This window comes from Rhodoferax sp., assembly GCF_014859475.1.
Classification (GTDB): Bacteria; Pseudomonadota; Gammaproteobacteria; order Burkholderiales; family Burkholderiaceae_C; genus Rhodoferax.
Genome location: NZ_JACUUE010000018.1, coordinates 1 through 12,986, shown reverse-complemented (window position 1 = coordinate 12,986; position 12,986 = coordinate 1). Strand labels below are relative to the sequence as shown.

14 protein-coding genes are annotated in these 12,986 nt (G+C 59.5%); all 14 read left to right on the top strand.

Annotated elements, in window-relative coordinates:
* The first annotated feature begins 2 nt into the window (after positions 1-2).
* The 14 genes from fabD to era all read left to right on the top strand — a co-directional run bounded on the left by fabD (position 3) and on the right by era (position 12,946).
* The gene (fabD, locus tag IBX54_RS03130; protein ID WP_296541201.1) at positions 3-962 is read left to right on the top strand and encodes an ACP S-malonyltransferase; all 960 of its coding nucleotides are present in this window, start codon (positions 3-5) and stop codon (positions 960-962) included.
* Position 963: 1 nt separating this feature from the next.
* Complete coding sequence (fabG, locus tag IBX54_RS03125; protein WP_296541200.1) at positions 964-1,713, top strand: 3-oxoacyl-ACP reductase FabG; 750 nt, start codon at positions 964-966, stop codon at positions 1,711-1,713.
* A gap of 121 nt (positions 1,714-1,834) precedes the next feature.
* On the top strand, positions 1,835-2,074 hold the full coding sequence (acpP, locus tag IBX54_RS03120) for an acyl carrier protein (protein ID WP_296541199.1): 240 nt from the start codon (positions 1,835-1,837) through the stop codon (positions 2,072-2,074).
* Between the two features lie 151 nt (positions 2,075-2,225).
* Complete coding sequence (gene fabF / locus IBX54_RS03115; RefSeq protein WP_296541198.1) at positions 2,226-3,473, top strand: beta-ketoacyl-ACP synthase II; 1,248 nt, start codon at positions 2,226-2,228, stop codon at positions 3,471-3,473.
* Between the two features lie 25 nt (positions 3,474-3,498).
* On the top strand, positions 3,499-3,966 hold the full coding sequence (locus tag IBX54_RS03110; protein ID WP_296541197.1) for a hypothetical protein: 468 nt from the start codon (positions 3,499-3,501) through the stop codon (positions 3,964-3,966).
* A complete protein-coding gene (gene rpoE, locus IBX54_RS03105; protein ID WP_296541196.1) occupies positions 3,966-4,610 on the top strand; it encodes an RNA polymerase sigma factor RpoE in 645 nt (214 codons plus the stop codon). Before IBX54_RS03110 ends, rpoE begins: the two co-directional genes overlap by 1 nt.
* A 65-nt stretch (positions 4,611-4,675) precedes the next feature.
* Complete coding sequence (locus tag IBX54_RS03100; RefSeq protein WP_296541195.1) at positions 4,676-5,281, top strand: sigma-E factor negative regulatory protein; 606 nt, start codon at positions 4,676-4,678, stop codon at positions 5,279-5,281.
* Positions 5,278-6,309 (top strand): MucB/RseB C-terminal domain-containing protein, encoded by a 1,032-nt coding sequence (locus IBX54_RS03095; protein ID WP_296541194.1) that lies wholly within the window; start codon positions 5,278-5,280, stop codon positions 6,307-6,309. The genes IBX54_RS03100 and IBX54_RS03095 overlap by 4 nt, the downstream gene beginning before the upstream one ends.
* Before the next feature lie 40 nt (positions 6,310-6,349).
* On the top strand, positions 6,350-7,825 hold the full coding sequence (locus IBX54_RS03090) for a DegQ family serine endoprotease (protein WP_296541193.1): 1,476 nt from the start codon (positions 6,350-6,352) through the stop codon (positions 7,823-7,825).
* A gap of 246 nt (positions 7,826-8,071) precedes the next feature.
* Positions 8,072-9,883 (top strand): translation elongation factor 4, encoded by a 1,812-nt coding sequence (gene lepA / locus IBX54_RS03085; protein WP_296541192.1) that lies wholly within the window; start codon positions 8,072-8,074, stop codon positions 9,881-9,883.
* Positions 9,883-10,848: a signal peptidase I gene (gene lepB / locus IBX54_RS03080; RefSeq protein ID WP_296541217.1), complete on the top strand. Its 966-nt coding sequence runs from the start codon at positions 9,883-9,885 to the stop codon at positions 10,846-10,848. Before lepA ends, lepB begins: the two co-directional genes overlap by 1 nt.
* A 13-nt stretch (positions 10,849-10,861) precedes the next feature.
* Positions 10,862-11,215, top strand: coding sequence for a DUF4845 domain-containing protein (locus IBX54_RS03075; RefSeq protein ID WP_296541191.1), 354 nt, complete (start codon positions 10,862-10,864; stop codon positions 11,213-11,215).
* Between the two features lie 16 nt (positions 11,216-11,231).
* Complete coding sequence (gene rnc / locus IBX54_RS03070; RefSeq protein ID WP_296541190.1) at positions 11,232-11,918, top strand: ribonuclease III; 687 nt, start codon at positions 11,232-11,234, stop codon at positions 11,916-11,918.
* An 80-nt stretch (positions 11,919-11,998) separates the two neighbouring features.
* Positions 11,999-12,946 (top strand): GTPase Era, encoded by a 948-nt coding sequence (gene era / locus IBX54_RS03065; RefSeq protein ID WP_296541216.1) that lies wholly within the window; start codon positions 11,999-12,001, stop codon positions 12,944-12,946.
* Positions 12,947-12,986: the final 40 nt, after the last annotated feature.

Sequence of the window (12,986 nt, the reverse complement as noted above, 5' to 3'; positions counted from 1 at the left end):
CTATGAAACCGTTTGCTTTTGTTTTTCCGGGACAGGGCTCGCAGTCGGTTGGCATGCTGGCGGGCTGGGGTGACCACCCCGAGGTGCTGGCGGCTTTGCAGGAAGCCTCTGATGCGCTGGGCGAAGACATCAGCCGCCTGATTCAGGACGGCCCCAAGGAGGCGCTGGCGCTGACCACCAACACGCAACCGGTCATGCTGGTGGCGGGCGTGGCTGCCTACCGGGTCTGGATGGCTGAGGTCGGGCTGGCGCCGCAGGCACTTGCCGGACATTCGTTGGGTGAATATTCGGCACTGGTGGCCTCCGGTGTTTTGACATTGAGCCAAGCCGCGCCGCTGGTGCGCTTTCGGGCCCAGGCCATGCAGGATGCCGTGCCCGTGGGCATGGGTGCCATGGCGGCCATTTTGGGCATGGATGCCGCCAAAGTGGTGGCTGGCTGTGCCGAGGTAACGGCCTCATTCGGTGCTGGCTCCGCTGAAGTGGTGGAAGCAGTCAATTTCAATGATCCCGGCCAGACCGTGATCGCCGGCTCCAAAGCGGCGGTAGAGCAGGCTTGTGTGGCGCTCAAGGCGCAGGGTGCCAAACGCGCGCTGCCCTTGCCGGTGTCGGCACCTTTTCACTCCAGCCTGATGAAGCCCGCAGCGCTCAAGCTCAAGGACAAGCTGGCTGCCACTGTGTTTGCGGCGCCGCAAATCCCGGTCATCAACAACATCGACGTGTGCGTGGAGCAAGAGCCTGAGCGCATCCGTGATGCCTTGTACCGGCAGGCCTTTGGTCCGGTGCGCTGGGTCGAATGCGTGCAAGCCATTGGCGCGCGCGGTTTACCCAACCTGGTCGAGTGCGGCCCCGGCAAGGTGCTCGCTGGCATGACCAAGCGTATCCATGCCGAGATGCAGGGCCTGCCTTTGTTCGATCTCGCCAGTCTGGCTGAAGTCAAAACTTTTATTCTGGACGCGCAATAACATGAGCGAAATCAAGTTTGAAGGCCAGGTGGCCCTGGTCACGGGTGCCTCACGCGGCATTGGTGCAGCCATTGCGATGGCACTGGCCGAACGCGGCCTCAAAGTCATTGGCACCGCCACCAGCGACGAAGGTGCAGCCAAAATCAGCCAGAAACTGGCAGCATTTGTCGGTTGCAGCGGTCAAAACCTCAACGTCAATGATGCTGCGGGTGTTGATGCAGTGGTCGACAGCATCGTCAAGGCACACGGCGGCCTGCAGATTCTGGTGAACAACGCTGGCATCACGCGCGACAACCTGGCCATGCGCATGAAGGACGACGAATGGGATGCCGTGCTCGATACCAATCTCAAGGCGGTCTTTCGCATGAGCCGTGCCGTCATGCGCACCATGATGAAGCAGCGCTATGGCCGCATCATCAATATCACCTCGGTGGTGGGCGCGTCCGGCAACCCGGGCCAAGCCAATTACGCCGCCGCCAAGGCCGGTGTTGCCGGCATGACGCGTGCGCTGGCGCGTGAACTGGGCTCGCGCAATATCACGGTCAACTGCATTGCGCCCGGTTTCATAGAAACCGACATGACCGCGAATTTGGCCGATGAACAGCAAAAAACCTTGCTGAGTCAGATTCCGCTGGGCCATCTCGGCAAACCCTCTGACATTGCCCATGCCGTGGCTTACCTGGCGTCACCGCAGGCTGCTTATGTGACGGGGCAGGAATTGCACGTTAACGGTGGTATGTTCATGGCCTGAGCCTGACACGCCCATTTGATGACAAAATAAAGCCGCTTTGTCCGTACGGCCGTCGGGTTTGGAAACACATTTCAGGCCCGGCTAAAATCACGGATCTTTTCACAACCCTCTGAGGGAACCCATGAGCGATATTGAAGCACGCGTTAAAAAAATCATTGCCGAACAACTCGGTGTTGAAGAATCCCAAGTCACCAACGAAAAAGCCTTCGTGGCCGATCTTGGTGCCGATTCCCTGGATACGGTTGAGCTGGTGATGGCGCTTGAAGACGAATTCGGCATTGAAATTCCGGATGAAGATGCTGAAAAGATCACCACGGTGCAAAACGCCGTCGATTACGCCAATACCCACACAAAAGCGTAATCCGAAGCCTGACATCCTGACGGGGTGTCGTTTGCGTCCAGCATCGCAACCCGGTCGTTGACTGGCTATTGTGTGCTGGCGGTACCCAATTCTGTTCCCACCCTGTCATGGGGTGAGGTTTCTTCGGACGAACCACTGACTGCTTATGAATATGCCTCGTCGTCGCGTTGTCGTTACCGGTTTGGGTTGTGTCAGTCCCGTGGGCAACACGGTTGACACCACTTGGGCCAATTTGCTGGCCGGCCAGCCTGGTGTGGGTTTGATCACCAAGTTCGATGCCGCCACCTTCAATTGCAAAATTGCCGGGGAAGTCAAGGGCTTTGACGTGGAGGCCTACATGAGCGCCAAAGAAGCGCGCGCCATGGACACCTTCATCCATTACGGCATTGCCGCGGCTGCCCAGGCAGTGCGTGATGCCGGTTTGCCCACGGGCGAGGCCCTGAGCGAAGAACTGGCCACTCGCATTGGCTGCGTGATCGGCTCCGGCATTGGCGGACTGCCCATGATCGAACACATGCACGCTGAGTTCGTGCAGCGTGGCGTGCGCCGGATATCACCCTTTTTTGTGCCGTCCACCATCATCAACATGATCGCCGGCCATGTGTCGATCCGGTTTGGCTTCAAAGGCCCGAACCTGGCCATCGTGACCGCCTGCACCACCGGCCTGCATTGCATTGGTCAGGCGGGTCGCATGATCGAATATGGCGATGCCGATGTGGTGGTGGCCGGTGGCGCCGAAGCTGCGGTGTCACCCCTGGGCGTTGGCGGTTTTGCCGCCATGCGCGCCCTGAGCACCCGCAACGATGATCCTGCCACCGCGTCGCGGCCATGGGACAAAGACCGTGACGGTTTTGTGCTGGGCGAGGGCGCAGGTGTCATGGTGCTCGAAGAGTACGAACACGCCAAGGCACGCGGCGCCAAAATTTATGCCGAGCTGGCCGGTTTTGGCATGAGCGCCGACGCCGGTCACATGACCGCGCCCAACATGGACGGCCCGCGGCGCGCCATTGTCAGCGCCTTGCGCAATGCCGGGGTCAATGCCGACCAGGTCAACTACGTCAACGCCCACGGCACATCGACCCCGTTGGGCGATACCAACGAATCCAACGCCATCAAGGCGGCGCTGGGTGACCATGCCAAAAACGTGGTGGTCAATTCCACCAAGTCCATGACCGGCCATTTGCTGGGTGGCGCTGGTGGTCTTGAATCGGTGGTCACGGTGCTGGCGCTGCACCACCAGAAGAGCCCGCCCACCATCAACATCTTCAATCAGGACCCCGACTGCGACCTGGACTACTGCGCCAACACCGCGCGCGACATGAAGATAGACGTTGCCGTGAAAAACAATTTTGGCTTTGGTGGCACCAACGGCTCGCTGGTTTTCAAGCGGTCGCCCTGACGTTTAGCGCCCGTCGATCAAGCCCATGTACAACGCCCCAGCGGTAACCTATCCGGTGGGGCGTTCGCGTTTTCAGACGGGCCTGACGCTGGCTGTGGTGCTGTCCGGTGGCCTGGTGCAAGTCGTTTGGTGGCAGCTGTCGGCAGCGCATGGGGTTGGCCCTCTGCTGGGGCTGTTGCTTTGGCTTGTGACCGGGAACTGGGCACTCTGGCACCTCAGGCGCCCGGCGCTGGGGCAACTGGTTTGGGACGGCCAGAGCTGGTTGTGGTGCTCGGGCATGACACGTCAGGTCGTGGAGCCACAGGTCATCATTGACGCGCAGCACAGTTTGCTGCTCTGTTTGCACCCCGCAAGCGGTGCCACAAGGTGGGTGTGGCCAGCACATCAAGCCCAGCCTGCGCGCTGGTTGGCCTTGCGTCGCGCCCTGTTCAATCCAGCGGCGCATTCTCTTGCAGGCGACTCAACGCGCCTGGCTGCGTCACCACAAGCCTGATGCCTGCTGAACAAAAAACCGGACTGGATACGCCGTCGCCATCCGGCAACAGCGATGCCCTGTTGGTGGAGCGGGCCGTGGCGGGTGATCAGCGCGCTTTCGAGTTGCTGGTGATCAAGTATCAGCGCCGCATCGAGCGGCTGATCTCTCGCATGGTGCGTGACACCAATCTGGTCGAGGACATTGCCCAGGAAACCTTCATTCGCGCTTACCGGGCGCTGCACCAGTTTCGCGGCGATGCCCAGTTTTACACGTGGCTTTACCGTATTGCCGTCAATACCGCCAAGCGCTTTCTGCTCAAACTCAAAAACGATCCTGCGGTTTTCCAGAGCCGTCTGCAAGGTAGTGACGAGGAAGATGAAACTTTTCAGCGCCGAAGTGAACCAAGCACAGATGAAACACCCGAGTCGGTGCTGGCGGCCAAGGAAATTGGCCAGGCTGTGAATGCCGCGCTGGAGGCACTGCCTGATGATCTGAGACAGGCGCTGAGCTTGCGTGAAATGGATGGATTGAGCTATGAGGAAATTGCTGAAGTGATGAACTGCCCATTAGGGACCGTGCGCTCGCGCATTTTCAGAGCGCGCGAAGCAGTATCTGCCAAGATCAAACCCATGCTGGACAAACAAGGCGGCAAGCGTTGGTAGCCATCGCTATTTTCAATCAGCAGCGAACCAATCAAGAGGCAAGAACCAACATGACGGACACTTCAATGGCAAACACCGAACTGGTCTCGGCGCTGGTCGATGGCCAGTTGCGCGGTGATGAATTCGCACAGGCGATGGCGCTGCTGGAGCGCAGCGGCGAGGCCCGCCGGAGCTGGCACACCTACCATGTGGTGGCTGAAGCCCTGCGCAGCGGCCAGTCTGATGTCAACGCGCACGAGACTGACTTTGTGTTGCGACTGCGCGCCAGGCTGCAACACGAGACGGAGCCATCGGGCCTGCAGGCTGCGCCTGATGCACAGCCAGTCAATGGCATCGTGCCAGGCGTCGCAGATGCCCAAGGCAAGCCACGGGTCAGCGCCAATGACCACCACTGGCGGTTGGTTGTCGGGCTGGCTTCGGTGGCCCTGGTCGCGGTGATTGCCTGGCAAGGCTTTCAGGGTTTGGGTTCGCCGCAGGCACAACTGGCGAGTGCGCCCAAGGCTAATCCTGCCAGCCCGCCGCAACTGGCCGCAGATGCGGCACAGGTCATGCTGCGCGATCCGCAACTTGATGCCTTGCTGGCGGCGCATCGCCAGTTTGGCGGTACCTCGGCGCTGCAAACGCCCACCGGATTCCTGCGCAATGCCACGTTTGAGGAGGGTGTGCGTTGAGACGTTTGCTGCCATGCTGGCTGAGTTTGGCTTTGCTGGTCTGTGCCAGCCCGGCTTGGGCGCAAAGTGCAGGCAAGCTGAGCGCAGGCAGCGCACAACCCATCGGGCATCAAGAGGCATCGATCGGCCATTGGCTGATGCGACTGCACGACGCGGCCCGGTCGCGCTCCTATGTGGGCACCTTCGTGGTGACTGTCGGCGACAGCATGTCGTCGTCGCGCATCTGGCATGTCTGTGACGGCCAGCAGCAAATCGAGCGCGTCGATGCCCTGACCGGAACGCCGCGCAGTACCTTTCGGCGTAATGAGCAGGTGATGACGTTTTTGCCGGAACGCCGTGTGGTGATCACTGAAACCCGTGATGCGCTCGGGCTGTTTCCCAATTTGCTGAACCGGGCCGACTCGTCGATTGCGCAGCATTACAGCCTGAAAGTATTGGGGCGCCAGCGCGTCGCGGGCCTCGACTCGGACGTGGTGCAACTGGTGCCGGGCGATGCACTGCGTTTTGGCTACCGGGTCTGGACGGAACGTGAAACCGGTGTGGTGGTCAAATTGCAGACGCTGGACTCGGCGCGGGGTGTGCTGGAGCAGGCCGCCTTTTCAGAATTGAAGCTGGGTGAACCGGTCAGCCTGGCCAAACTGGCTGCACTGATGGACGATACCAAGGGCTACCAGGTCGAAAAACAAGAATTGGTCAAGACCACGGCGGCTCAAGAGGGCTGGCTGTTCAAGGGCCAGGTGGCCGGCTTCAAACCCATGGCCTGCCATAAACGGGTAAATTCAGACCCTGCAGCCGGGCAAGGCAGTACCTTGCAATGGGTTTTTTCAGACGGACTGGCTTCGGTGTCGCTGTTTATTGAAAACTTTGATGCCGCGCGCCACAGCCACATGGTGCACCACGACCAGTTTGCCATGGGCGCCACCCACATGCTGACGCATCGCCTGGGTGCTTGGTGGATTACCGCCGTGGGCGAGGTGCCCCCGCAGACTTTGGCACTTTTTGTCCAAGGTCTTGAAAGACAACAATAAGTCTTTATTTCTGCATCTGTATTTTTAAAAAAGGCCAAAGATGATTCAATTCAACCTAAAAAGTTTGCATGCTGGTGTCCTCAGCGTGGCCATGGCAGTTACGGCATCCACCCTGTTATTGCCAGTCTCGCCAGCCGCCGCCCAGGTGCGAGCCTTGCCTGACTTCACCGATCTGGTGGAGCTGGTCGGACCCTCCGTGGTGAACATCCGCACGCTCGAGAAGGTGAGCCCGCGGCAAAATTCCACGGGTCAACTGGACCCGAACATGCTGGAATTTTTTCGCCGCTTCGGCCTGCCTATTCCCAATGTGCCCAATGGTCCGCGGCCGGGTCTGCCACCCGGTCATGGTCAGCCCAACCAGCAAGAGCAGCCGCGCGGCGTGGGTTCCGGCTTTATCCTGACCTCGGACGGCATGGTCATGACCAACGCCCACGTGGTCGATGGCGCCGACGAAGTCATCGTCACCCTCACCGACAAGCGCGAGTTCAAGGCCAAAATCATCGGCGCTGACAAGCGCAGCGACGTGGCCGTGGTCAAGATCGACGCCACCGGCCTGCCAGCGGTCAAGGTGGGCGACGTGAGCCGCCTCAAGGTCGGCGAGTGGGTCATGGCCATCGGCTCGCCCTTTGGCCTTGAGAACACCGTGACGGCCGGCATCGTGAGCGCCAAGCAGCGCGACACGGGTGATTACCTGCCCTTCATCCAGACCGACGTGGCCATCAATCCGGGCAACTCGGGTGGCCCGCTCATCAACATGCGCGGCGAGGTGGTGGGCATCAACAGCCAGATTTATTCGCGCTCGGGCGGCTCCATGGGTATTTCGTTTGCCATCCCGATGGACGAGGCCGTGCGCGTGAGCGAGCAACTGCGTGCCACCGGGCGCGTCACGCGCGGGCGCATTGGCGTGCAAATCGAGCCGGTGAGCAAGGACGTGGCCGAGTCCATCGGCTTGGGCCAGCCTTATGGTGCCTTGGTGCGCGGTGTCGAGACCGACGGCCCGGCCGACAAGGCGGGCGTCGAAGCCGGTGACATCATCATCAAGTTTGATGGCAAAAAAGTTGAAAAATCGAGCGATCTGCCGCGCATGGTGGGCGGCACCAAGCCGGGTTCCAAGAGCGCCCTGACCGTGTTTCGCCGTGGTGCCAGCAAGGATCTGATGGTGACTGTGGCCGAGATCGAAGCTGAAAAGGCAGTTGCCCAGGCCCCGGCCATAAAACCCAAGACCACGCCATCCAAAATGGCCCAGGCGATGGGCTTTGAATTGAGCGATCTGACCGATGCCGCCAAAAAGGAACTGCGCATCAAGGGCGGGGTGCTGGTCGATGCCACCAGCGGCGCTGCGGCGCGCGCGGGCATGCGCCAAGGCGACGTGATCATGGCGGTGGCCAACGTGGCGGTGACCAGTGTCGCCGGGTTCGAAAAGGTCGTTGCCGAGTTGGATAAAACCAAACCGGTCAACATTCTGTTTCGCCGCGGTGAATGGGCCCAGTACACCGTGATCCGGTTCAATCAATAATCAGTTGGGGTCAGAGCACGTCGCTGCGCGAGTGGTCTGACCCACAAGGCATCAAACCAGTTGGGGTCAGAGCACGTCGCTGCGCGAGTGCTCTGACCCGCAAGTCATTTCATTGGGGCGGCTTTGACTTAATTACAATCGGGCACCTGACTTTGATGTAGCCCATCCGTTGGGCTCGGGGCGCGTCTCTTTGAAACGCGCCCTTTTTTCTGTTTGTCAATCAATTACTTGAATCGGTTTTCCTGGATGCAACACATCAGAAATTTTTCCATCATTGCCCATATCGACCACGGCAAGTCCACGCTGGCCGACCGTCTGATCCAGCGCTGCGGCGGTTTGCAGGCGCGCGAAATGGAAGCCCAGGTGCTCGATTCGATGGACATCGAAAAAGAGCGCGGCATCACCATCAAGGCGCAGACGGCGGCGCTGCACTACAAGGCGCTTGATGGCAAAGTCTATAACCTCAATCTGATCGACACACCCGGCCACGTGGACTTTTCCTACGAGGTCAGTCGCTCCCTGTCAGCCTGCGAGGGCGCTTTGCTGGTGGTCGATGTCAGTCAGGGCGTGGAGGCGCAAACGGTGGCCAATTGCTACACCGCGCTCGATCTGGGTGTGGAAGTGGTGCCGGTGCTCAACAAGATGGACCTGCCCAACGCCGACCCGGACAACGCCAAGTCCGAAATCGAGGATGTGATCGGCATTGATGCCTCCGAGGCGATTGCCTGTTCGGCCAAAACCGGCATGGGCATCGACGACATCCTCGAAGCCGTGGTGGCCAGAGTGCCGCCACCCAGAGGCAAGCCCGACGGTGCGCTGCGCGCCATGATCATCGACAGCTGGTTTGACTCTTATGTCGGTGTCGTGATGCTGGTGCGCGTGGTCGATGGCCGCGTGGCCAAGGGTGACAAGATCAAGATGATGGCCACCGGGACCAGCTACAACGCCGACAGCCTGGGTGTGTTCACGCCCGCCAACGAGCCGCGTCAGTCATTGGAAACGGGCGAAGTGGGCTACATCATTGCCGGTATTCGGGAATTGCAGGCGGCCAAGGTGGGCGACACCATCACCCTGATCAAGCCGGGCACCGGGGGCGCAGCATTTACCGCCACCGAAGCTCTGCCGGGTTTCAAGGAAATCCAGCCCCAGGTGTTTGCCGGCCTGTACCCGACCGAGGCCAACCAGTACGAGGGCCTGCGTGACAGCCTGGAGAAGCTCAAGCTCAACGATGCGTCATTGCACTACGAGCCCGAAGTGTCACAGGCGCTGGGTTTTGGCTTTCGTTGTGGCTTTTTGGGCCTGTTACACATGGAAATCGTGCAGGAACGGCTCGAGCGCGAGTTCGACCAGGACCTGATCACCACCGCGCCCAGCGTGGTCTATCAGGTGGTGCAGGCCGATGGCACCGTCAAGATGGTGGAAAACCCCTCCAAAATGCCCGACCAGGGGCGACTGGAAGAAATTCGCGAACCCATCGTCACCGTGCACCTCTACATGCCGCAGGAATACGTCGGCGCGGTTATGACACTGGCCAACCAGAAACGCGGCGTGCAGTTAAATATGACGTACAAGGGCCGCCAGGTGGTGCTGACCTATGAGATGCCGCTGGGCGAGATCGTGATGGACTTCTTCGACAAGCTCAAAAGCGTGTCGCGCGGCTATGCCTCGATGGACTACGATTTCAAGGAGTACCGCACCGCCGACGTGGTCAAGGTCGATATATTGCTCAACGGTGAAAAGGTCGATGCGCTGTCGATCATCGTGCACCGTTCCCAGTCGGTTTACCGGGGGCGTGCCGTGGTCGCCAAGATGCGCGAGGTGATTTCACGTCAGATGTACGACGTGGCGATTCAGGCAGCCATCGGGGCCAACGTGATTGCCCGTGAGACAATCAGAGCGCTGCGCAAGAACGTGATCGCCAAGTGCTACGGCGGCGATATTTCACGCAAGCGCAAGCTCCTTGAGAAGCAAAAAGAAGGCAAAAAACGCATGAAACAAATTGGCTCGGTCGAGGTGCCGCAAGAGGCCTTCCTGGCCATCTTGAAGGTGGATGCATGATGCAAGCATTCACAGCTGTGATTCTGGCGGCCTTTGTCGCCTACGTGGGCGCCTGGTATTTTGGCGCGCTCGAAGGTAATTTTGCCCTGTTGCTGTTCCTGGCATCGGTGATCACTGGCCTTTATTGGCTGGCCGAGCGCTTCTACTTTTTGCCGCAGCGGCGAAGAGCAGCTGCCGCACTGGAGGCGCAAACCACGGCGCGCAACGCCGAACTCGGCAAAATGGGCATCAGCAAGGTCGATGGCGACGTGACCGAGGCGAAACAACGCATCCTGGCGCAACCCTGGTGGCTGGACTGGACGGCCGGGCTGTTCCCGGTGATCATCGGTGTCTTTATTTTGCGCTCGTTCCTGTTTGAGCCCTTCAAGATTCCGTCGGGCTCGATGATTCCCACCTTGTGGGTCGGCGACCTGATTCTGGTCAATAAATTCCATTACGGGCTGCGCCTGCCGGTGCTCAACACCAAAATTACCGAAGGCACGCCGCCACAACGTGGCGATGTGATGGTGTTTCGCTACCCGCCCAAGCCCAGTCTGGACTACATCAAACGTGTTGTGGGCGTGCCCGGCGATGAAGTGGCTTACCTGAACAAGCGTCTCAGCATCAATGGCCAGCCGCTGCCCACCAACGCATTACCCGAGTTTTTTGACGAAGACACAATGCGCTACTTTCCCCAGTTTGAAGAAACCCTGGGTGAGCAACCGCACCGTTTGCTCAACGACCCGGCGCGGCCCGCTTTCATTGCCGGGGCCGATGAATTTGAATTCAAAAATAATTGCCGCTACAGTATTGAGGGCGTGGTGTGCAAGGTGCCCGAGGGGCATTACTTCATGATGGGCGACAACCGTGACAACTCGCTCGATTCGCGCTACTGGGGTTTTGTGCCCGACAAAAACATCGTTGGCAAGGCCTTTTTTGTCTGGATGAATTTCGGCAACCTCAAGCGCATCGGCTCTTTCCATTGACCAGGAGACTGACATGATTTCCTCATCCAAATTCGGCCAGCGTGGCCTGACTTTTTTCAGTTTGCTTTTTGTGGGAGGCTTGGTCGCCGTGACGGGTGTGATTGCCGCGCAGGTGGTGCCCACCGTGATCGAATACCAAACCATTCTGAAAGCTGTGAATAAAGCCAAAGAGGGCAATACGGTGCCCGAAGTGCGCATGATTTTTGACCGGGCCGCGAGCATTGATGCCATCAGTTCGATTACCGCCAAAGACCTCGATGTGACCAAAGAAAATGACAAAGTGGTCGTCAGCTTTGCGTACGAGCGTGAATTTAAATTGGTGGGCCCCGCCTACCTGACCCTCAAGTACAGTGGCAATTCAAATTGAAAATCCAGGTGATGGCTTGAACGCGGGGCTGGCTGCCCTGCAACAGCGCCTGCAACACCCGTTTGCCGATGCCACTTTGCTCAAGCGCGCACTCACGCACCGCAGTTATTCAGCTGACCACAACGAGCGCCTGGAGTTTTTGGGTGACTCGGTGCTGGGCGTGATGGTGTCCGACATGCTGTACCGGCGGCTGCAGAGCCTGCCTGAAGGTGATTTGTCCAGAGTGCGGGCGAATTTGGTCAGGCAAGACACGCTGCACCAACTGGCGCTGTCGCTGGGCCTGCCTGATGTGATTTTGCTGGGCGAGGGCGAACTGCGCTCAGGCGGCCAAAAACGGCCTTCCATTTTGGCCGATGCCCTTGAGGCCGTGATTGGCGCAGTCTATCTGGATGCCGGTTTTGCAGCGGCGCAAGCGCTGGTGCAGCGGCTCTACCAGGCGGTGCAAATCAACCCAAGCATGGATGCCATTGGCAAAGACCCCAAGACAGAACTGCAGGAATGGCTGCAAGCGCGCCGCCTGAAACTACCCAGCTACCGGGTGGTGGCCACCCTGGGTGCGGCGCACAAACAAAGCTTTGAGGTGGCGTGTGAAATTCCCGAACTCAAACGCGCTGAGCGCGGTACTGGCGGCTCGCGCCGTGCTGCCGAGCAGGCTGCCGCCACAGCCATGCTACAAACATTGAAAGCCACGGTGAACTCATGAATACCCCAAAAATAACCGCCGCCAATGCCGATGCCCCTGTGGTCGAGGTGCAAGCCAACCTTGAAGACCTGCTGGCCGGCATGCGCCGCGACATGCGCCCCGCCGGTGCTACCGAGGCACCGGTTGCGGGCCAGCGCTGTGGCCTGGTAGCCATCGTGGGCAAGCCTAACGTGGGCAAATCGACCCTGCTCAATGCCCTGGTGGGGCAAAAAATCAGCATCACCTCGCGCAAGGCACAAACCACGCGTCACCGCATCACCGGCATGCACACCATGGGCGCGACGCAGTTTGTGTTTGTTGACACCCCCGGTTTTCAGACCCTGCACGGCAATGCGCTGAACAAGTCGCTCAACAAGACCGTGGTCGGCGCGGTGGCCGATGTCGATCTGATTTTGTTTGTGGTGGAAGCCGGCAGCTTTACCCCGGCCGACGCCCGCGTGCTGGCGCTGCTCGACAAAAAAATCCCCACGCTGCTGATCGCCAACAAGCTCGACAACGTGCACCGTCGTGGCGACATCGCGCCCTGGCTGCAGACCATGCAGGCGCAACACGCCTTTGCCGAGTTTGTGCCAATGTCGGCCATGAGCGCCAAGGATGTGGAGCGCCTGCTGGGCATTTGCGAAAAATACCTGCCCGAGCAGGCCTGGTGGTACGCCGCCGACGAACTCACCGACCGCAGCGAGCGCTTCATGGCTGCCGAAATGGTGCGCGAAAAGCTGTTTCGCTTGACCGGCGATGAGCTGCCCTACACCTCGACCGTCATCATCGACAAGTTTGACGAAGAGCCGCCCCAGAAAAAAGGCCAGAAGCGCTTGTTGCGCATTGCCGCCACCATCGTGGTCGAGCGCGACGGCCACAAAGCCATGGTGATTGGCGACAAGGGTGAGCGCATCAAGCGCATTGGTATGGAAACCCGCGTCGAGCTGGAAAAGCTATTCAATTGCAAGGTATTCATCGAAATGTGGGTCAAGGTACGCTCCGGCTGGGCCGACGACGAAGCACGCGTGCGCTCATTTGGTTACGAGTGAGTAGTAGACGCTGGCCACACAAGTTCGACACCTTTTTGCC